Origin of the sequence: Bosea sp. NBC_00550, assembly GCF_026020075.1 — a bacterium.
In the GTDB taxonomy this organism is placed as follows: domain Bacteria; phylum Pseudomonadota; class Alphaproteobacteria; order Rhizobiales; family Beijerinckiaceae; genus Allobosea.
Genome location: NZ_CP102772.1, coordinates 1,197,554 through 1,217,726, shown reverse-complemented (window position 1 = coordinate 1,217,726; position 20,173 = coordinate 1,197,554). Strand labels below are relative to the sequence as shown.

Annotated in this window: 17 protein-coding genes and 1 pseudogene; 5 read left to right on the top strand and 13 right to left on the bottom strand. The window is 66.3% G+C overall.

Going from position 1 to position 20,173, the window contains the following annotated elements:
* Window positions 1-60: 60 nt before the first annotated feature.
* The 4 genes from NWE53_RS05725 to NWE53_RS05710 form a co-directional block, all read right to left on the bottom strand.
* Window positions 61-942, bottom strand: coding sequence for a VOC family protein (locus tag NWE53_RS05725; protein ID WP_265053403.1), 882 nt, complete (start codon window positions 940-942; stop codon window positions 61-63).
* A 74-nt stretch (window positions 943-1,016) separates the two neighbouring features.
* The gene (locus NWE53_RS05720; protein ID WP_265053402.1) at window positions 1,017-2,186 is read right to left on the bottom strand and encodes a glutathionylspermidine synthase family protein; all 1,170 of its coding nucleotides are present in this window, start codon (window positions 2,184-2,186) and stop codon (window positions 1,017-1,019) included.
* A gap of 1 nt (window position 2,187) precedes the next feature.
* Complete coding sequence (locus NWE53_RS05715) at window positions 2,188-2,796, bottom strand: DUF1190 domain-containing protein (RefSeq protein ID WP_265053401.1); 609 nt, start codon at window positions 2,794-2,796, stop codon at window positions 2,188-2,190.
* A gap of 7 nt (window positions 2,797-2,803) precedes the next feature.
* The gene (locus tag NWE53_RS05710) at window positions 2,804-3,205 is read right to left on the bottom strand and encodes a DUF350 domain-containing protein (RefSeq protein ID WP_265053400.1); all 402 of its coding nucleotides are present in this window, start codon (window positions 3,203-3,205) and stop codon (window positions 2,804-2,806) included.
* A 116-nt stretch (window positions 3,206-3,321) separates the two neighbouring features.
* On the opposite strand from NWE53_RS05710, the gene NWE53_RS05705 reads away from it, so the two are divergent.
* Window positions 3,322-3,705: a GFA family protein gene (locus NWE53_RS05705; RefSeq protein WP_265053399.1), complete on the top strand. Its 384-nt coding sequence runs from the start codon at window positions 3,322-3,324 to the stop codon at window positions 3,703-3,705.
* Window position 3,706: 1 nt separating this feature from the next.
* Here the strand turns inward: NWE53_RS05705 and NWE53_RS05700 are convergent, their stop codons facing one another.
* The 3 genes from NWE53_RS05700 to tpiA all read right to left on the bottom strand — a co-directional run bounded on the left by NWE53_RS05700 (window position 3,707) and on the right by tpiA (window position 6,819).
* The gene (locus NWE53_RS05700; protein ID WP_265053398.1) at window positions 3,707-5,335 is read right to left on the bottom strand and encodes a CTP synthase; all 1,629 of its coding nucleotides are present in this window, start codon (window positions 5,333-5,335) and stop codon (window positions 3,707-3,709) included.
* A gap of 164 nt (window positions 5,336-5,499) precedes the next feature.
* The gene (gene secG, locus NWE53_RS05695) at window positions 5,500-5,913 is read right to left on the bottom strand and encodes a preprotein translocase subunit SecG (RefSeq protein WP_265053397.1); all 414 of its coding nucleotides are present in this window, start codon (window positions 5,911-5,913) and stop codon (window positions 5,500-5,502) included.
* Window positions 5,914-6,054: 141 nt separating this feature from the next.
* On the bottom strand, window positions 6,055-6,819 hold the full coding sequence (tpiA, locus tag NWE53_RS05690; protein WP_265053396.1) for a triose-phosphate isomerase: 765 nt from the start codon (window positions 6,817-6,819) through the stop codon (window positions 6,055-6,057).
* Window positions 6,820-7,011: 192 nt separating this feature from the next.
* Here tpiA and NWE53_RS05685 point away from each other — a divergent pair, with 192 nt between their 5' ends.
* Both NWE53_RS05685 and trpE read left to right on the top strand, forming a co-directional pair.
* On the top strand, window positions 7,012-8,925 hold the full coding sequence (locus NWE53_RS05685) for a SurA N-terminal domain-containing protein (RefSeq protein ID WP_265053395.1): 1,914 nt from the start codon (window positions 7,012-7,014) through the stop codon (window positions 8,923-8,925).
* A gap of 2 nt (window positions 8,926-8,927) precedes the next feature.
* A complete protein-coding gene (trpE, locus tag NWE53_RS05680) occupies window positions 8,928-10,442 on the top strand; it encodes an anthranilate synthase component I (RefSeq protein WP_265054825.1) in 1,515 nt (504 codons plus the stop codon).
* Between the two features lie 228 nt (window positions 10,443-10,670).
* On the opposite strand, the pseudogene NWE53_RS05675 reads toward trpE, so the two are convergent.
* Window positions 10,671-11,242 (bottom strand): annotated as a pseudogene (locus NWE53_RS05675) (TIGR00645 family protein).
* A gap of 248 nt (window positions 11,243-11,490) precedes the next feature.
* Between NWE53_RS05675 and NWE53_RS05670 the strand changes: the two are divergent.
* Both NWE53_RS05670 and xth read left to right on the top strand, forming a co-directional pair.
* On the top strand, window positions 11,491-11,928 hold the full coding sequence (locus NWE53_RS05670) for a BA14K family protein (protein ID WP_265053394.1): 438 nt from the start codon (window positions 11,491-11,493) through the stop codon (window positions 11,926-11,928).
* A gap of 136 nt (window positions 11,929-12,064) precedes the next feature.
* Window positions 12,065-12,844, top strand: coding sequence for an exodeoxyribonuclease III (xth, locus tag NWE53_RS05665; protein WP_265053393.1), 780 nt, complete (start codon window positions 12,065-12,067; stop codon window positions 12,842-12,844).
* Window positions 12,845-12,880: 36 nt separating this feature from the next.
* Here xth and NWE53_RS05660 read toward each other — a convergent pair whose 3' ends face one another.
* The 5 genes from NWE53_RS05660 to dps all read right to left on the bottom strand — a co-directional run bounded on the left by NWE53_RS05660 (window position 12,881) and on the right by dps (window position 20,101).
* Window positions 12,881-13,840 (bottom strand): tetratricopeptide repeat protein, encoded by a 960-nt coding sequence (locus NWE53_RS05660; RefSeq protein ID WP_265053392.1) that lies wholly within the window; start codon window positions 13,838-13,840, stop codon window positions 12,881-12,883.
* The gene (gene ilvD, locus NWE53_RS05655) at window positions 13,827-15,557 is read right to left on the bottom strand and encodes a dihydroxy-acid dehydratase (protein WP_265053391.1); all 1,731 of its coding nucleotides are present in this window, start codon (window positions 15,555-15,557) and stop codon (window positions 13,827-13,829) included. The genes NWE53_RS05660 and ilvD overlap by 14 nt, the downstream gene beginning before the upstream one ends.
* Before the next feature lie 285 nt (window positions 15,558-15,842).
* Window positions 15,843-16,424: a YqaA family protein gene (locus NWE53_RS05650; RefSeq protein WP_265053390.1), complete on the bottom strand. Its 582-nt coding sequence runs from the start codon at window positions 16,422-16,424 to the stop codon at window positions 15,843-15,845.
* Between the two features lie 150 nt (window positions 16,425-16,574).
* Window positions 16,575-19,394 carry a valine--tRNA ligase gene (locus NWE53_RS05645; RefSeq protein ID WP_265053389.1) on the bottom strand — a complete coding sequence of 940 codons (2,820 nt, stop codon included), beginning with the start codon at window positions 19,392-19,394 and terminating at the stop codon, window positions 16,575-16,577.
* A gap of 149 nt (window positions 19,395-19,543) precedes the next feature.
* A complete protein-coding gene (dps, locus tag NWE53_RS05640; RefSeq protein ID WP_442864973.1) occupies window positions 19,544-20,101 on the bottom strand; it encodes a DNA starvation/stationary phase protection protein Dps in 558 nt (185 codons plus the stop codon).
* Window positions 20,102-20,173: the final 72 nt, after the last annotated feature.

Sequence of the window (20,173 nt, the reverse complement as noted above, 5' to 3'; positions counted from 1 at the left end):
GCTACGCAGCTTGTCCGAAAAGACGGCGGCGGCTCCGAAACGATAGCCTGACCGCGGCGCTCAGCCCTGCTCGAACGCGATCATGCAGCCAAAGGCGTGCTCCGGTTCGACGAAGAGCCGCTCCTCGCCGCGCTGGAACGAGATTTCGGCCTCAGTCAGGCGTTCCGCCACCGCCTCGATATCGGGGACCGAGACGCAGAAGCCGAGGAAGCGGGCCGGCGTCGTGTCGGGCTCGACGAGGTAGGCACCCTGCGCCGCCTCCGGATCGAGCACGTCGATGCGCCCGCGCGGCAGGGCGAGAACATAGTCCTCGTTGCCCTCCAGCACCTCGGCGCCGCCGCTGAAAGTGGTGAGGAAGGCGCGGTGCAGCGCCGGGTCTTCGGCGACGATCACCGCCGAGGCGAGCGCAGTGGCGCCGTTCGGATGCTGCTGGAACTCGGGGTTCCAGAAGTTCTGCGGCTCGATCTGCCGGCAGACGAAGAAGCCGCATTCCGGCGCCCGCGAATCCGCGGCGAAGGCGAGCTCGAAGGCGACGCGCACCGTGGTGCCGTCCGGCCGCTTGCCTTGGCGCTCGAAGAAGAACGGCTCGAAATCGCCGATTCCGGCGGCCTTGAAAGCGGCTGCATCGGCCTTGGCGTCGGTGCTTTCCAGCACCAGCATCGACAGGCCCTCCCCTTGCCCAGCCAGCGCCTCGCGGACGAAGGCCCCGAAGGAGAAGCTGCGTTCGCCATGCGGCGGGATGGCAGCGTCGTCGACGATCGTCACGAGTTCGAGGAAGGAGCCGGGAAACTGCACGATCCGGTTCTCGGTGCCCCAGGGGTGGCGGTTCCGGGTACCGACGCGGAACCCGAGCTTCTCGTAGAAGCGCCATGCGGCATCGAGATCGCGGACGCCGATGACGAGATGGTCGAGGCCGCGAGGCGTTGAGGTTGTTGCAGGCATGGCAGGCTCTTTCGACAGGCGTATCGGAACCCAAGGCTAGCAACACTTCACGGCGCGGTCATGTCCCGCTGCGCTCAGGGCTCGATATAGTGCGGCACGAAGCGGGAGGTGTTCTTGGTGATCGGCGAGGAATCCTCGCGCACGCATAGCCCGCAGGCCTGCGAGGCGACGAGCCATGAGCCCAGTACGGCATAGTTGCCATCGGCCGAGAACAGGTTCGCCGCCGCGTCCTGCAGCACGTATCCCTCGGCGCCGTAGGGGCCGTCGTCGCTATCGACGATCCGGTCGCGCTCCATGAGCGTGACGTTGGCGCCCTCGCGGGAATAGAGCGGTTTGCGGACACGCCGGGGCGACAATGTCGCGCAACGCGGATCGCCCTCGAAGAAGGCCGGCAGCAGGTTGGGATGGCCCGGCTCCATCTCCCAGAGACAGGCGAGCAGGCCCTTGTTGGAGAGAGCAGCCTTCCAGGGCGGCTCGATGAACTGGCAGCGCGAGCCTGCCAGCGACTTGCCGTAGCTTTCGCGGAACAGCCATTCCCAGGGATAGAGCTTGAACAGCGTTTCGATCGGCTGGTTGGCACCGTCGCAGAAGCGCCCATCCGAGAGCAGGCCAATCTCCTCGATATAGGTGAAACGGGCATCGAGCCCGGCCTGCACGGCGCAATCGGTCAGGTAGTCGACCGTGCCCTTGTCCTCGGCGCTGCCCTGCACGCAGGTCAGATGCAGGCGGTAGGGCGAGGGCTCGCGCAAGGCCATGAAGGCGGTAATCAGGCGCTCATGCAGCGAGTTGAACTGGTCGCTTCCCTTCGGGATCGTGCCGCGCGCCATCGCCTGCTCTAGCCAGTCCCATTGCGCGACGCTCGATTCGAACAGCGCGGTCGGCGTATCGGCATTGTATTCGAGCAGCTTGGCGGGCCCATGCCCGTCATAGGCGAGGTCGAGACGGCCGTAGAGGTTGCGCTCGCCACGCTGCCAGCTCTCCCGGATATAGTCCCAGTGCTCGGCCGGAATGGCGAGCCGGGTCAGGATTTCCTCATTGCCGAGCGCCTTCTCGACGAAAGCGAAGCAAAGCTGCTCGATCGCTTCCGTGGGCGCCTCGATGTCGCGCTCGATCTCCTCCAGCGTGAAGGCGTAAGCGGCGCTTTCGTCCCAATAGGTCTCGCCGTCGATGGTGTGGAAGGCGAAGCCCAGCCGCTCGACCTGCTCGACCCAGTCCGGCCGGGGCGCAATCGTGACCCGGCGCATCTCAGGACGAGGAATGCGAGGAGAAGGAACGGGCAAACGAGCCGAAGCCGCCGCGCGAGGACACGCTCGTGGTCGAGACCACGCCCCGCGCGCCCACGGCCGCCGCCGTGAAGCCGCGGCCGGTCGTCGTCGAATAGGCGCGCGAGCGGCTGCTGCCGCCGGAACCGCCGCCACTGCTGGACGAACTGGACGACGAGCTGCGCGCCTGCTGGCATTCCGGCTGAGCCGCTCCAGGCGGGCAGGCCGCGGTCGTCGGCGGCAGGAGCGGCTGGGCCTGGTTGCCCGCCATCCCGCGCGCCAGCATGAAGCCGGCAAGCGCGGGAATGAAGTACTGCGCCCCGCCGATGCTGGCCGTGTTGCAGCCGCTGGCGCCGTATTGCGCCTCGCAATCGCTCTGGCTGCGGAACTTCGGCGCATCCTTGAGGCGCGCGGCTGCGGCTTCCGAAAAAGCCGCCTCGCATTGCTGGTAGCCGATCTGCCCGTCGGCCTGGCATTCGCTCAGGTTGTTGTAGACGAGGCTCTCCTGCGTTTCCTCGCCCGTCATCGACCAGACTGTCGCGACCAGGAGCACGCCGGCTGCTGCGAGGCCGATCTGCGAAGAGCGTTTCATCGCCGCCTCACACCGTCATGCTGGCGCCTGCCAGCGTTCCCGAGATCACGGCGATCACCGCCAGCATCGCCGCGGCCGGCAGTTTGTCCTGCTCGATCTTGCGCGACAATTCCGGGATGAGCAGCCGCGCCAGCCCATAGGCGGCAAACTGGACGATCATCGCGGCGACAGCCCAGAGAATGCAGTCGGGAATGCTGCTCGCCTGGGCGATCGCCTTCTCGAGTGGAACCGAAAAACCGACGAGATTGCCGCCGAGCGCAACCGCTGCGGAAAGATTGCCGCTGCGGATCAGGGCGATTTCGTCATGGGCCGTCAACCGAAGGTAGATCGCAGCAAAGGCCGCGATCAGCGCCACGCCGACGACGAAATAGAGGAGGAAGGCGGGCAGGCCCGCCATAGAGATCGTCATGCCGCCCTGCCCCGTCGCCAATCCGAGGCCGTACTATACGGCCGCGATCGTCGCGCGCTACCGGAGCTATCCAAAAAAGCTGTGCCAGCCGTCATCTAAAGGGAGGATGCAAGCCGATGACGACCCGGGAAGCCCGCTGCAGTTGCGGCCAGCTGCGCGTCACATGCGAGGGCGAGCCGGCAATCGTCGCGCTTTGTCATTGTCGCGAGTGTCAGAGGCGAACAGGCAGCACCTATGGCGTCGCGGCCTTCTTTCCTCGGAAGGCCGTCGTCGTTTCTGGCGCTTATGTCGATTACGAGAGGCCGGCCGACAGCGGCTCTCGCGTCCTGCATCATTTCTGCCCGGCCTGCGGCAGCACGGTCCTGTGGGAGCCGTCTCGAAGGCCGGAGCTGATGGCGGTGGCTGTCGGAGCCTTCGCCGATCCCGCGTTTCCAGCCCCGCAAAAAGTCGTCTTCGAACAGCACCGTCACCCTTGGGCGGCGGTCGCGCTCGGCGGCTAGGTCAGACCAGGCGGCTTTGCGCCTTGGCCGCCTCGATGAAGCTCGCGAAGAGCGGGTGCGGCTCGAAGGGACGCGACTTAAGCTCGGGGTGATACTGCACGCCGATGAACCAGGGATGGTCGGGATACTCGACCGTCTCCGGCAGGAGGCCGTCCGGCGAGAGCCCCGCGAAGCGCATGCCCTTCGCCTCGAGCTTCTCGCGATAGCCCATATTGACCTCGTAGCGGTGCCGATGACGCTCGGAAATCTCGGTCGAGCCGTAGATCTCGGCGATCTTCGAACCGGCTGCGAGCGTCGAGGCATAGGCGCCGAGCCGCATCGTGCCGCCGAGATTGCCGTTCGCGGCGCGCTGCTCCAGCTCGTTGCCGCGCATCCATTCGGTCATAAGGCCGACGACGGGCTCCTCGGCCGGGCCGAACTCGGTCGAATTCGCGTTCTCGATGCCGGCGAGCGAACGCGCCGCCTCGATCACCGCCATCTGCATGCCGAAGCAGATGCCGAAATAGGGCACCTGGCGCTGCCTGGCGAAGGTTGCCGCCTTGATCTTGCCCTCGGCGCCGCGATGGCCGAAGCCGCCGGGCACCAGGATGCCGTGGACATGCTCGAGGAAGGGCGCGGGGTCCTCCTTCTCGAAGACCTCCGATTCGATCCAGTCGAGATTGACCTTCACGTTGTTGGCGATGCCGCCATGCGTCAGCGCCTCGATGAGGGACTTATAGGCGTCCTTCATGCCGGTGTACTTGCCGACGACGGCGATGGTGACCTCGCCCTCGGGGTTCTTCACGCGCTCGGAAATGCGCCTCCAGTTCGCGATGTCGGGCTCGGGCTGCGCGTCCATGCCGAAGGCGGCGAGCACTTCGTTGTCGAGGCCCTCGGCATGGTAGGAGAGCGGCACGTCGTAGATCGAGGCGACGTCGCGGGCCTCGATCACGGCGGTCTCGCGGACATTGCAGAACAGAGCGAGCTTGCGGCGCTCCTCGCGCGGAATCTCGCGGTCGGTGCGGCAGAGCAGGATGTCGGGCTGGATGCCGATCGAGCGCAGCTCGGCGACCGAATGCTGGGTCGGCTTGGTCTTCAGCTCGCCGGCTGTCGGGATATAGGGGAGCAGCGTCAGGTGGATGAAGATGCACTGTCCGCGCGGCAGCTGCTGGTTGGTCTGGCGGATGGCCTCGAGGAAGGGCAGGCTCTCGATGTCGCCGACCGTGCCGCCGATCTCGACCAGCGTGAAGTCGTAGCCTTCGTTGCCGGTGAGGATGAATTCCTTGATGGCGTTGGTGACATGCGGGACGACCTGGATCGTCGCGCCGAGATAGTCGCCCCGGCGCTCCTTGGTCAGGATGTCCATGTAGATGCGGCCGGTGGTGATGTTGTCGCCCTTGTTGCAGGGCCGGCCGGTGAAGCGCTCGTAATGGCCGAGGTCGAGGTCGGTCTCGGCGCCGTCGTCTGTGACGAAGACCTCACCGTGCTGATACGGGCTCATCGTGCCCGGATCGACATTGAGGTATGGGTCGAGCTTGCGCAGGCGGACCGTGTGGCCGCGCGCCTGCAGAAGGGCTGCGAGAGCCGCCGCCGCCAGGCCTTTGCCAAGCGAGGACACCACGCCGCCGGTGATGAAAACATACCGCGTCATGGGAGGTCACCTCTATCGCCACGGGTTCGATTCGCTAAGCGCAAGCAGTGCAGTCCCGACCTGCCCTGGACGCTTGTCCACAAAAAGAGGAGGCCGGTCGCCCGGCCTCGAAGCCTTTTGCCCACACAAAAGAGAAGGGCCGGTCACCCGGCCCCTGCCCTATCCTATTGCTGCGGCGCCGCCGGCGGCGTCGGCGGCTGTGCGCCGCCCTGATTCTGGTTCTGCATCTGGCGCAGCTGGTCGAGGACGCCGCCGGCATTCGGGGCGCTCGGAGCTGCGGGCGCGCCCGGGGTAGCCGGTGCGGTGGTCGTAGGCGCGCCGTCGATGATCGAACGCTGGACGCGGCCGCGGTTGGCCATGACGGCGAGCACGACCGAAGTCAGGAAGAAGAGACCGGCGAGAATCGCCGTTGCACGCGTCAATGCGTTGGCCTGGCCACGGCCGGTCATGAAGCCGCCGACACCGCCGCCACCGCCAGAGCCCATGCCGAGGCCGCCGCCTTCGGAACGCTGCAACAGCACCACGCCGACGAGCGCGACGACGATGATCAGGTGGATGACGATGAGAACGTTCTGCATGGTCTCACGAAAATGGGCATGGCGCGGGCCGCCGCAAGGGCCACCCGCTCCTCCTCGAAGATCGAGGCGAATTCGGCGCGGCACATAACATGCGTGCGCCGACAGCGCCACCCCTGCGGGGCGTGTGATTCACATTGCCGCTCAGCCGGAGCAGGCCCGCGCGATCGCCAGGAATTCCTCGGCCTTCAGGCTCGCGCCGCCGACGAGCGCGCCATCGACATGGGCGACATTCATCAGCTCGACGGCGTTGGAGGGCTTCACCGAGCCGCCATAGAGCAGCCTGACGCCGGCGGCGGCTGCCTTGCCGAGCAGACGGCCTAGCTCGGCGCGGATCGCCTCATGCATCTCGGCGACATCGGCCGCGGTCGGCGTCAGGCCGGTGCCGATCGCCCAGACCGGTTCGTAGGCGACGACGAGCGTCGTCGCGGTCGCATCTTCCGGGATCGAACCGCGCAGCTGCTTCTTGACCACGGCCAGCGCCTTGCCGGCCTCGCGCTCATCCTTCGTTTCGCCGACACAGACGATCGGCACCAGCAGCGCTTTCTGGGCAGCCTCGGCCTTGGCCTTGACGGTGGCGTTGGTCTCGCCGTGCAGCGTGCGGCGCTCGGAATGGCCGACGATGCAGAAGGTCGCGCCGGCATCGGCCAGCATCGCGGCCGACACCTCGCCGGTGAAGGCGCCGGAGACCTGCGTGCTGCAATCCTGCCCGCCAGTGGCGATGCGCGAGCCGATCAGCGCGGCCGAGCCGGCGAACAGCAGGGTCGCGGGCGGGCAGATGGCGAGGTCGACGGCCTGCTTCAGCCCGGCGTCGTAGCCCTTCGCCACCTCGGCTGCGATGGCGAGCTCGGCCTTGAGGCCGTTCATCTTCCAGTTTCCGGCTACCAGCGGCCTGATGCTGCGCGTCACGTCGTTCCTCCGAAATCAGCTCCCTGCGCTCTAGCAACGCCCGGCCCGTGCCGCAATCGCATGCGACGTCACGACACGATTCCGCCACGACGATTGCGGCTTTCGCCGCCGGTTCCTATAAGCAGCGCCGAAACGGACACGCGCGCGGCCACGATCCAGCGCGGCGAACAGGAACAGGGAAAGACAGCTTCCATGATGATGCAGGGCATCCGCAAGGCGAGTCAGGGTTTTCTCGGCAAGCTCCTCGTCAGCGTCATGTTCGGCGTCCTGATCCTCGCCTTCGCGATCTGGGGCGTCGGCGACATCTTTCGCGGCTATGGCCGCAACGAGGTCGCCCGCGTCGGCAAGAGCGAGATCGGCCTCGAGCAGATGCGCACGGCCTATCAGAACGAGATCCAGAACCTTACGCGCCAGCAGCGCCGCCAGATCTCGCCCGAGATGGCGCGTGCGCTCGGCCTCGATCGCCAGGTGCTGTCCCGCCTGATGAGCGAAGCGACGCTCGACCAGACGGCGCAAGGCATGCGGCTTGCCGTCTCCGACGAGACGATCCGCAACCTGATCTTCGACGATCCGGTCTTCCGCGATGCCTCCGGCCAGTTCTCCGCCGCGCGCTTCAACGACCTCCTGCGCACGAACGGCTATACCGAGCAGAGCTACGTCACCCTCCAGCGCGCGACGATCCTGCGCCAGCAGCTCTCGGAGATGCTGGTCGGCGGCGTCACCGCCCCGCTCGCGCTGCAGGAACTCGGCAGCCGCCTGCGCAACGAGAAGCGCGCCATCACCTTTGCCCGGCTGCCGGCGAGCGCTGCCGGCGAGATCGCGGCGCCGACCGAGGACCAGCTCAAGAGCTTCTTCAACGATCGCAAGATCGCCTTCCGCGCGCCGGAATACCGCACGGCCGACATCCTCTCGCTCTCGGCCGAAACGATCGCCGATCCGGCCAAGGTCACGGACGAGGAAGCCAAGGCGCGCTACGATGCCGTGAAGGCGCAACGCTTCACCAGCGTCGAGAAGCGCACCGTCCAGCAGATCGCTTTCCCGAACCTGGAGGAAGCCCAGGCCGCCAAGGCCAAGATCGACGGCGGCGAAACCTTCGACGAGATCGCCACCGAACGGAACGTCGCCTTCAACGACCTGACGCTGGGCACCTTCACCCGCGACCAGATCTTCGACCCCGCCGTGCGGGAGGCCGCCTTCGCGCTCGAGCAGGGCGACGTCAGCGGGCCGGTCGCGAGCGCCTTCGGAACGGTTCTGCTGCGCGTGACGACGGTCGATACTGCCCATGTGCGCCCGTTCGAGGAGGTCGCGGCCGAGGTGAAGCAGGAACTCGCGACCAGCCGCGCCGCCGGCCAGATCACCGAGCTTCACGACAAGATCGAGGATCAGCGCGCCGCTGCCAAGCCGCTGGCCGAGATCGCGAAGGAGCTCAAGCTGACGCTTCGCACCGCCGGTCCGATGAGCGCGGGCCTCACCAGGCCCGATGGCTCGAAGGAAGAGGCCTTGCCGGGCGCCGACGCGACGCTGCAGGCGATCTTCCGCTCGGATATCGGCGTCGACAACGAGGCGATCCGCCTGCCGCGCGACACCGGCTATGTCTGGTTCGACGTCACCAAGATCGACCCGGCGCGGGAGCGCAGCTTCGACGAGGTCAAGGCCGAGGTCGAGAAGCAATGGCGCGCCGACGAGACCGCGACCAAGCTTGCCGCCAAGGCCCGCGAGTTGTCGGAGCGGCTCGACAAGGGCGAGAGCTTCGATGTCGTCGCGGCCTCCGCCGGGCTGACCATCGAGACCGCGGCCGATATCGGCCGGCAGGACCAGCGGCCGGAACTCCCGGCCGGCGTCGTCGCCCAAGTCTTCGGCACCGTCGCCGGCAAGAGCAACTCCGCTGCGGGCGCGGATGGCGGTCGCATCCTGTTCAAAGTCGATTCGGCGACCGTGCCGCCCTATGTCCGCACGACGCAGGAAGCCGGCAATTTCGAGCGCCTGCTGTCTTCCAGCATCAGCGAGGATATCCTGGTGCAATACGTCGCCAGGCGGCAGGCGCAGCTCGGCGTCAGCATCAACGAGGCGGCCTTCCGCAACGCGACGGGCGGAGCGACGAATTGACGATGCAGCCCTTCCTGGAGTTCGAGCGCTTCGCGCAGATCTACGAGACGGGCGCACCGCAGCTTCTGCGTCAGGTTCTGGTCGGCGATTGCGAGACACCGGTCGCCGCCTTCCTCAAGCTGCGCCACGCCACGTCCGGCCCGGCCTTCCTGCTCGAATCGGTCGAGGGCGGCGCCGTGCGCGGCCGCTATTCGATGATCGGGCTGGAGCCTGACCTGATCTGGCGCTGCCACCGTGGCGAGGCCTCGCTCTGCCGGACCGCGCTTGGCGGGACCTTCCTGCCCGATCCACGCCCGGCCTTCGAAAGCCTGCGCGCGCTGCTGGATGAAAGCGCCATCCCGGAAGCCGAAGGGCTACCGCCGATGGCGTCCGGCGTCTTCGGCTATCTCGGCTACGACATGGTCCGGCTGATGGAGCGTCTGCCGGAACCGAAGGAGACCGGTACCGGCGTGCCCGACGCCATCCTGACCCGGCCGACGCTGATGGTCGTGTTCGATTCGGTCCGCGACGAGATTCACGTCGTGACCCCCGTGCGGCATATGCCGGGCGTCGGCGCGCGTCACGCCTATGAGCGGGCGCAGGAGCGGCTGGAGGCGGTCGTCCTGGCGCTGGAAGGCGCCCTGCCCGCCGAAGCCGACATCGATATCGCCAACCTGCCGGAGCCCGCGACGACCTCGAATACGAGCGAGGCCGAGTATCACGAGATGGTGGCGAAGGCGAAGGAGTACATCCGCGCCGGCGACATCTTCCAGGTCGTGCTCTCGCAGCGCTTCGAGGCGCCCTTCGCCCTGCCGCCCTTCGCGCTCTATCGGGCGCTGCGGCGGGTCAATCCGGCGCCGTTCCTCTGCTATCTCGATTTCGGCGACTTCCAGATCGTCTGCTCGAGCCCGGAGATTCTGGTCAGGCTGCGCGACGACACGGTCACGATCCGCCCGATCGCCGGCACGCGCCGCCGTGGCGCGACCGAGGCCGAGGATGAGGCGCTGGCCGACGAACTCCTGGCCGATCCCAAGGAGCGCGCCGAGCACCTCATGCTGCTCGATCTCGGCCGCAACGATGTCGGGCGCGTCGCGAAGATCGGCACGGTCAAGGTGACCGATTCCTTCTTCATCGAGCGCTACAGCCAGGTGATGCATATCGTCTCGAACGTCGAGGGCGAGATCGACCCGCGTCATGACGCGCTGTCGGCGCTGGTCGCAGGCTTCCCGGCCGGAACCGTGTCGGGCGCGCCGAAGGTCCGCGCGATGGAGATCATCGACGAGCTGGAGCGCGATGCGCGCGGCGCCTATGGCGGCTGCATCGGCTATTTCGGCGCGAATGGCGAGATGGATACCTGCATCGTGCTGCGCACGGCGGTGGTCAAGGACGGGCGCATGCATGTCCAGGCCGGCGCCGGCATCGTCTACGATTCGAACCCGGCCTCCGAGCAGGAGGAGTGCATCAACAAGGCCAAGGCCCTGTTCCGCTCCGCCGAGGAGGCGATCCGCTTCGCCGCCCGGACCGGGCGAGGCCAGTAAGACGCAGCTACCGGCCAAGAGCGTGCTGGGTTTTCTCGGAACCACTTCGTCATCCCGGCCTTGAGCCGGGATCCATCGAAGGGCTCCGGAGCTCTACGATGGATCCCGGATCGGCGCTGCTTTGCAGCTTGTCCGGGATGACACCCCGTTTTCGTCAGAAATCGGCATGTCCCCAACGCAAAACGCCCCGCCGATTCGGCGGGGCGTTTCTGTTTCAACGGGCCTCGTTCAATGCGCCTTGCCGGACGGCCCTGACGTCATCTTATCCACCCAGGCGATGCCGATGGCGGACAGGATGAAGACGACATGGATCAGCGTCTGCAGCAGGACGCCGGATTCGGTGTAGTTCGCCGTCTTGCCGACGATCCCGATATTGCCGGCCTCGATAAAGGTCCTGAGCAGGTGGATCGACGAGATGCCGATGATCGCCATGGCGAGCTTGATCTTGAGCACGCTGGCGTTGACGTGGCTCAGCCATTCCGGCTGGTCGGGATGGCCTTCCAGCCGCAGCCGCGAGACGAAGGTCTCGTAACCGCCGACGATGACCATGATCAGCAGGTTCGAGATCCGTCGATCAGGCCGAGGACGACCAGCATGATCTGCTGCTCGCTGAAGTCGAAGGCGTGGGTGACGAGGTGCCAGAGTTCCTTGAGAAACAGGAAGACATAGACGCACTGCGCCACGATGAGGCCGATATAGAGCGGCAGCTGCAGCCAGCGGGAGCTGAAGATGAGCGCCGGCAGCGGCTTCATCGCGCCGAACGTTTCAGGTCGGGAGGGCGGACTGCCGGTTTGGGCCATTGTGGATCCTGGTCCTTCGAATGCGTGATGGGGGTTTCGGTACGGTGAAGCGCTAGATTGCGAGGAAAACGCCTCCGCGCAACCCACTCGATGGAGCTCTCGCATCCAAGAGCCACAATGCTGTGACGCCTATTTTGCGCCGAGATTGCAGGCTAGTCTTTCCGCAGGGTCGACAGATCGCTACAATCCGGGCCCATCGGGGGAACATGCGGCGTTCCACTCGCGCAGGACAGCATAGGAGTTCCGTCATGATCAAGATGTTCGCCGTCGCAGCGGCTCTGGCCGGCTGTGTCGCCCTCGCCGCCTCGGCCGCGCCGCTCGCGCCCGCCTCCGCCGCTGTTGCCGCGGCCAAGGGCGATGCCAACCTCGTCCAGACCGTGCAGTGGCGTCCCTATGGCTATTACGGGCCGCGCTACTATGGCGGTTATCGTCGCGGGCCGGCTGTCGGCGCGGGGATCGCGGCGGGTGTCATCGGTGGAGCGCTCGCTGCCGGCGCATTGGCCGCGCCGCCTCCGCCTCCGGTTTATGGGTATCCGGCGCCGGTCTATGCCTCGCCCCCGCCGCCTTACGGCTACAGCGTCGAGGATGTCGATGCGGTGGCTTACTGCTCGCGCCGCTTCAGGACCTACAACCCGGAAACCGGAACCTATATCGGCTCGGGCGGCGTGGTTCGCGCCTGTCCCTGACAGCGGCCGACAGTCCGATCGAGAATCAATGGCTCCCCGCAGCTATGCGGGGAGTTTTTGTTTGCGGCGGAAAGCGGCTTGCCTTGGCGGCGGCGATCCCGCTTATCCTGCGGCTCGTCTCACATCGGAGCGTCTCGTGCGTATCGCCACCTGGAACGTCAATTCGGTCCGCCAGCGCCTCGGCCATCTGCTGGATTTCCTGAACGAAGCCGAGCCCGACGCGCTCTGCCTCCAGGAGATCAAATGCGTGGACGGCGATTTCCCGCGCGCCGAGATCGAGGCTGCCGGCTGGCAGGTCGAGACCCACGGGCAGAAGACCTTCAACGGCGTCGCGATCCTCAGCCGGTCGCGGCTGGAAGACGTCCGGCGCGGCCTGCCCGGCGATGATGGCGACGAACAGGCGCGCTATCTCGAAGGCGTGCTGCCGCTCGGTGACGGCGTGGTGCGCCTGGCCTCGATCTACCTTCCGAACGGCAACCCGCCGAATACCGAGAAATACCCCTACAAGCTCGGCTGGATGCGGCGGCTGACGGCCCATGCCCGGATGCTGCTGGAGCAGGAGGAGCCGCTCGTGCTCGCCGGCGACTACAACGTGATTCCCGAGCCACGCGATGCGCGCGATCCCGGTGCCTGGGTCAGCGACGCGCTCTTCCTGCCGCAGACGCGCGCGGCCTTCCGCAGCCTGATCAATCTCGGACTGACCGAGGCCGTTCGCAGCACGACCGATGCCGGCGGGCTCTACACCTTCTGGGATTACCAGGCCGGCGCCTGGCAGCGGAACAACGGCATCCGCATCGACCACCTGCTGCTCTCCCCCCAGGCGGCGGACAGGCTCGCAGGGGTCAAGATCGTCAAGCATGTCCGCGGCTGGGAGAAGCCGTCGGACCATGTGCCTGTGATGGTGGAATTGCACTGAGGAGCACCGCGCGGTCACCAAGGACCGCGGCTGCGCTCAGTTCTGGCCGTTGTTGCTACTGCCGCTACGCGAGCTCACAACCTGCTGACGCTCGACCAGCGCCAGCGCAGCCGAACGATCGGCCGCCGATGCAGCGGCAAAGGCCGCGTCGTGGCGCTCGATGATCCAGGTTTCGCGAGCGGGGTCCGCGCCTTCGCGGGCCATGGCCAGCCACATCAGGCCAAGCACAGGCTGCCGGGGCACGCCGTCGCCGCCACGCAGCAGCATCTCGCCGAAAGCGGCGCGGGCCGGCGCATGGCCCTTCTCGGCTGCAAGCTTCATCCAGCGCGCCGCCTGCCGCGCATCGCGACCCGTGCCTTGCCCGGTCATGTAGAGACGGGCGAGATTGTACTGGCCGTCCGGGTCGCCGAAATAGGAGGCGGCATAGTGGAACATGTCGAAGGCCCGATCGGGATTGGGCTTCACATAGCTGCCCTTGATGCCGTCGCTGAAATAACCGCCGAGCGCGACGAAGGCGCTGCCGACGATGCGGCCGTCGGCGGTGCCGGGAATCGCGTCGGCGTTCTCGTCCGCGATCTTCGAAAAATACTCGAAGGCCTTGAGATCGTTCGTCGGAACGCCCTCGCCCCCGGCATACATCCGGCCGAGCTTGTACTGCGCGGTGAGATGGCCCTGCGAGGCAGCATATTCGAGCGCGCGCACGGCGCCGACCTTATCGCCGGCCGAGGAATCCCGCATCCAGGCGCGCAACGCATCGCGGGCGCTGCTGAAGGGAACGAGCGGCAGTGCCGTGTGCGCCGTGGGCGTATCGGGCGCGGGAGCGAGCGTTGCGGCCCCGGGAGCGCGCGAGAGGGAATCGCCCGGCTCCGGCAGCGCAGCGCCCGGAATGGAGCGCGGCGGGACCGGCTTTCCGCCTGCGAAATCCTGTGCCCAGGCAGCTTGCTGGCCGCCGAGGAACAGGAACAGGCATGCTATGGTCGAGCTAGATATCCGCATAGCAATGGGTTTCGGCCGCCCCTCCTGGGTGGGTGACGGCACCGCCTTTGGCGGAGCCGACCGTCTGCGCGTATTTCCACAGCGCTCCGGAATTGTAGTCGGTCTTCCTCGGCACCCAGCTCTTACGACGCTCTTCAAGTTCGGCATCAGAAAGGCGGACTGCGAGCTTTCCTGTGATGGCATCGAGCTCGATGATATCCCCGTCGCGGACCAGGGCGATCGGCCCGCCGACAGCGGCCTCCGGCCCGACATGGCCGACGCAGAAACCGCGCGTAGCGCCTGAGAAACGGCCGTCGGTGATGAGCGCGACCTTGTCGCCCATGCCCTGGCCGTAGAGGGCTGCGGTCGTCGACAGCATCTCGCGCATGCCGGGGCCACCCTTGGGGCCCTCATAGCGGATGACGAGCACGTCGCCGACCTCGTAGGTCCGGTTCTTGACGGCCTCGAAGGCGTCCTCCTCGCGGTCGAAGCAGCGTGCCGGGCCGGTAAAGACGAGCTGGTCCTCGGGCATGCCGGCGATCTTCACGATCGCGCCTTCCGGCGCGAGATTGCCCTGCAGGCCGACGACGCCGCCGGTGACCGTGATCGGCTTGTCGGCACGGTAGACGACATCCTGCTGGTCGTTCCACTTCACCGAGGCCATGTTCTCGGCGATGGTGCGGCCGGTCACGGTCAGGCAGTCGCCGTGGAGGTAGCCGGCATCGAGCAGGCTCTTCATCACCAGCGGGATGCCGCCGACCTCGAACATGTCCTTGGCGACGTATTTTCCGCCCGGCTTGAGATCGGCGATATAGGGCGTCCTCTTGAAGATCTCGGCGACCTCGAAAAGATCGAAGTCGATGCCGCATTCATGGGCGATCGCCGGCAGGTGCAGCGCGCCATTGGTCGAGCCGCCGGTGGCGGCGACGACCATCGCCGCGTTCTCCAGCGCCTTGCGGGTGACGATGTCGCGCGGGCGGATGTTCCGGGCGATCAGCTCCATCACCATCTCGCCGGCGGTGTAGCAGAAGGTGTCGCGGACGTCGTAGGGCGCCGGCGCGCCGCAGCTATAGGGCAGCGCCAGGCCGATCGCCTCGGCGACGGTCGCCATGGTGTTGGCGGTGAACTGGGCGCCGCAGGAGCCAGCGGAGGGGCACGCAGCCTCCTCGAGCTCCTTCAGGTCCTCGTCGGACATCGCGCCGACCGAATGCTTGCCGACCGCCTCGAAGACGTCCTGCACGGTCACAGGGCGGCCCTTGAAGGTGCCGGGCAGGATCGAGCCGCCATAGATGAAGATCGAGGGCACGTTGAGACGGACCATCGCCATCATCATGCCCGGCAGCGACTTGTCGCAGCCGGCGAGGCCCACGAGCGCGTCGTAGCAATGGCCGCGCATGGTCAGCTCGACCGAGTCCGCGATGACCTCGCGCGAGGCCAGCGACGACTTCATGCCCTGGTGGCCCATGGCGATGCCGTCGGTGACGGTGATGGTGCAGAATTCGCGCGGGGTGCCGGCGGCGGACGCGACGCCCTTCTTCACCGCCTGGGCCTGGCGCATCAGCGAGATGTTGCAGGGAGCCGCTTCGTTCCAGCAGGAGGCGACGCCTACGAAGGGCTGCGCGATCTGCTTCGCGGTCATGCCCATCGCATAATAGTAGGAGCGGTGCGGGGCCTTGGCGGGGCCGACGCTCACATGCCGGCTCGGCAGCCTCGACTTGTCGAACACACGCGCATCCATTGCCACTCGTCCTGTCCCCCGACCTAGCCCGGCGCAGAGATGTGCCACGCCATCCAGGAGCAATCTACGCCCCCGAGAACCCGTCAACGACCGGAACCGTCTCCGAACCGGCGCGTCAAGGTCAGATTTCACTATATCTGAGGGACTTAACGCGCCCTTTTGCTGGGCGTTGTTTGTGGCGGCTTCGCGGCGATTGTGACCGCATGGACGGCGCGCTACGCCGTTCTCATTCCAGTGTTGCGTCGATGTCACAAACACGCGAGGCGCATGCCATGAATCCGCTGCTCACAGCACCATCGGCAGGACGAAGAAGCCACCGACGACAACCACGAGAAGCGCGAGCGCCGTCATTGGCAGATGCTTCTCGATAAAGATGCGGATGTCGTCGCCATAGAAGCGCAGAGCTACGGCGATCATCATGAAGAAGGTGACGCGCGAGACGACCATGCCGATGGTGAACTTCCAGATATCGAAATGCAGGAAGCCCGACATGATCGTGACGATCTTGAACGGAATCGGCGTCAGCCCCTTGGTGACCAGCACCCAGAACCAGTAGTCCTGCGAGGTCGCGATCAGGTGGGCCGCCTTGTCCTGCAAGCCATAGAGGCTGATCAGCCAGGACCCCAGCGACTCGTAGAGCAGAGCGCCGATCGCGTAGCCGAGATAGCCGCCGAGCACTGCGCCCAGCGAACAGATGCCGGCGTAGAACCAGGCCCGATCCGGCCGCGCGATGCACATCGGCAGCAGCAGCGGGATCGGCGGCAGCGGGCTGAATGAACTCTCGACGAAAGTGAGCGCGAAAAGCAGCCAGGGGGCACCTGGATGGGATGCGTAGGAAACGCACCAGTCATAGGCTCGCTTGAGCATGGGTCGTGAACAGCCGGTCCTTTGCCGCCACGCAGATGCATGGCGGATTTGCGTTGGGCGCATCTAAGCGGGGTCCGCTGGAGAATGCGAGTCCTCTCTTCGATCAACGTCAATTTGACGACGCCGCCGTGACCGGATTGCGATACCCGATCAGGAAAGCCGCGCCAGAGCCTCCGCGATCTTGAGCTTGCGGGCTTCCGCCGCAGCCTTGCGCTCGCGGTTCTCCTCGACGATCTCCTCGGGCGCGCGGGCCATGAAATCGGGGTTGCCGAGCTTCTTCTCGACGACCGCGATGTCCTGGTCGAGCTTTGCGAGCTCCTTGCTCAGGCGGGAGCGCTCGGCGTCGAGATCGATCAGGCCGGCGAGCGGCAGCGCCGCGACCTCGCCACGCACGAGAATCTGCGCCGACTGTCCCGGCGCGGCCGTCTCGAACGCAATGTCGGAAACGCGCGCCAGCCGCTCGATCATCGGCCGCCAGCTCTCGATCGTCGCCCGCGTCGCGGCGGAGGCATTGACGAGGACGAGCGGAGCCTGCGTGCCCGCGGGCACATTGACCTCCGAGCGGACCGAACGGATGTCGGAGATCAGGTCGACGACGAAGCCGATCTCGGCCTCCGCCGCCGAATCCTTCAGCACCGCGAGATCGGGCCAGCGCGTCAGGCAGACCAGCGCATCATCGCCGGCGGAGAGTTTGCGGGGCGCGCCGGCCTCGGCCTTCTGGGCCCAGAGCTCCTCGGTCAGGAAGGGCATGAAGGGATGCAGCAGCTGGCAGATCAGGTCGATGACATAGGCGACGGTGGCCTGCGTCTCGGCCTTTGCGGCCTCATCGACGCCCTCGCCCTGCAGCACCGGCTTGGCAAGCTCGAGATACCAGTCGCAGAACTGGTTCCAGACGAAGCGATAGGCGCCGCCTGCCGCCTCGTTGAACTTGAAGCTGGGGATGCCGGCCGCGATCTCCTCGGCGGCTTGCGCGGCTTCGCTGAGGATCCAGCGGTTGAGCGGCTGCTTCACCGACGCCGGGTCGAAATCGGCGGCGCGCAGGCAGCCATTGATCTCGGCGAAGCGCGCGGCGTTCCAGATCTTGGTCGCGAAGTTGCGGTAGCCCTCGACGCGCGAGGTGGCGAGCTTGATGTCGCGCCCTTGAGCTGCCATCGCCGCGAGGGTGAAGCGCAGCGCGTCCGCCCCGTACTTGTCGACGAGCACCAGCGGATCGATGACGTTGCCCTTCGACTTCGACATCTTCGCGCCCTTCTCGTCGCGAACGATGGCGTGCAGGTAAACCTCGCGGAACGGCACCTCGTCCATGAAGTTGAGGCCCATCATCATCATCCGGGCGACCCAGAAGAAGATGATGTCGAAGCCGGTGACCAGCGTCGCGGTCGGGTAATAGTGCCTGAGCTCGGCGGTATCCTCGGGCCAGCCCAGCGTCGAGAACGGCCAGAGCGCCGAGGAGAACCAGGTGTCGAGGACGTCCTCGTCACGCTTCAGCTCGACCGGCCCGCCATAATGGCCGACCGCCAGCGCCTGCGCGCCCGCCTCCGATTCGGCGACGAAGACCTCCCCGTCCGGCCCGTACCATGCCGGGATCTGGTGGCCCCACCAGAGCTGGCGCGAGACGCACCAGGGTTCGATGTTCTCGAGCCAGTCGTAGAAGACCTTCGTCCAGTTCTCGGGCGTGAATTTCGTGCGGCCGTCACGGACCGCCTTGATCGAGCGCTCGGCCAGCGGCTTGACGTCGACATACCATTGATCGGTCAGCCACGGCTCGATCACGACATCGGAGCGGTCGCCATGCGGGACGGTATGTCCATGCGGCTCGATCTTCGCGAGGAACCCGCGCTCGGCCATCAGAGCGACGACGCGGCGGCGCGCCGCGAAGCGGTCGAGCCCGTCGAGCGCCAGCGTCTCGGCTTCCGGCTTGGCGCTGGCCAGGAAGTCCTCGTTGCCAGCGAGCGTGACCCGCGCCTCGCCATCGAGGATATTGATGATGTCGAGCTGGTGACGCTTGCCGACCTCGAAGTCGTTGAAATCATGCGCCGGCGTGATCTTGACCGCCCCAGTGCCTTTTTCGGGATCGGCATAGTCGTCACCGAAGATCGGGATCACCCGGCCGACCAGCGGCAGAACGGCATTGCGGCCGATCAGGTGGCCGATCTTCTCGTTTTCCGGATGCACGGCGACGCCGGTGTCACCCAGCATGGTCTCGGGCCGGCTGGTCGCGACCGTGATGAACGTCGAGGCGTCGTCCGGGTCATAGGTCGCGCCTTCGAGGGGGTAGTTGAAGTAGTAGAGATGGCCGTTCGGATCGCGGCCCAGCGCCTTGTCGAGCTTGGCCGCATCGAAAGGTTCTTCGTCGCCGCGCTGCCATTTGAACGAGCCGGTCTTCTCGACCTGCAGCACCTCGATATCCGAGATCGCGGTCTGGAACTTCGGATCCCAGTTCACCAGCCGCTTGGCGCGGTAAATCAGCCCCTGCTTGTGCAGGCCGACGAAGACCTTAAGGACTGCGGCCGACAGCCCCTCGTCCATGGTGAAGCGCTCGCGGGACCAGTCGCAGGAGGCGCCGAGGCGGCGAAGCTGGTTGACGATGGTTCCGCCGGATTCGTCCTTCCAGCGCCAGACTTCCTCGAGGAAAGCCTCGCGGCCCATGGTGCGCCGGTCGGTCTTGTTCTCGCCGGCAAGCTTGCGCTCGACGACCATCTGCGTGGCGATGCCGGCATGGTCCATGCCGGGCTGCCAGAGCACATCCTTGCCGCGCATGCGCTCGAAGCGGCAGAGCACGTCCTGCAGCGTGTTGTTGAGCGCGTGGCCCATATGGAGCGAGCCGGTGACGTTCGGCGGCGGGATGACGATGCAATAAGGCTCGGCGCCGGGTTCAGCGCCCCTGCCTGCCTTGAAGGCCTCAGCCTCGTCCCAGGCCTGGCTGATCCGGGCCTCGACGGCTGCCGGTTCGAAAGTCTTGTCCATCATCGCATCGCTCGAACGCAGAAAGGCCGGGGAACCTGCCCCGGCCGGAAGATCACAGGCCAAAAGGTCTCTGGCGTCTTAAGAGCCCATGCGCGGGGCGCGCGTCAACGTTTTCGATGCCGCGCGCCGCAGCGCCTCGCGAGAAAGCCGCCTCAACCCAGGTTCGACTGCAGGAACCAGAGCGACTTGTCGAGCATGCGCGAATAGGCCGTCAGGATGTCGGCAGTATCGGCATCGCCCGCTTCGTCGCAGGCGTTTATCGCCTCGCGAACCTTGTTGGCGGCGTCGGCATAGCGCTCGATCAGCGCGTTGAGGTGGTCCTGAACGGCGACGATCTCGGTCGGGTAGGCTTTGAGGGAGGTCGATTCCGCCGTCGTCTGCGTGGTGCCGAACGCAATGCCGCCAAGCTGGGCGATACGCTCGGCGACGGTGTCGACATGCTCGTCGAGCTGGTCGCGAAAGCCGTCGAGCATCAAGTGGACGCCGATGAAGCCAGGGCCCTTCAGATTCCAGTGCGCCTGCTTGGTGACCAGCGCCAGATCGATACCGTCAGCCAACCGTTCGTTGAGCAGGCCGACGACCTTCGTTTTGGTGTTCGAAGCCAGATCGATTTTGCTCGATTTCACGATCCGCGTGGATGCGGATGTCTTCGGCGCGGTCTTGTTGGCAGGCGTCTTGGTAGCAAGTGTCTTGGCGGCAGGCTTGGCCATGGCAGATCCCCCGGAGCGGAAAAACGGCGAATGAAAGCGCGATGCGCAGGCGGCTGCAAGGCGCGTCACACC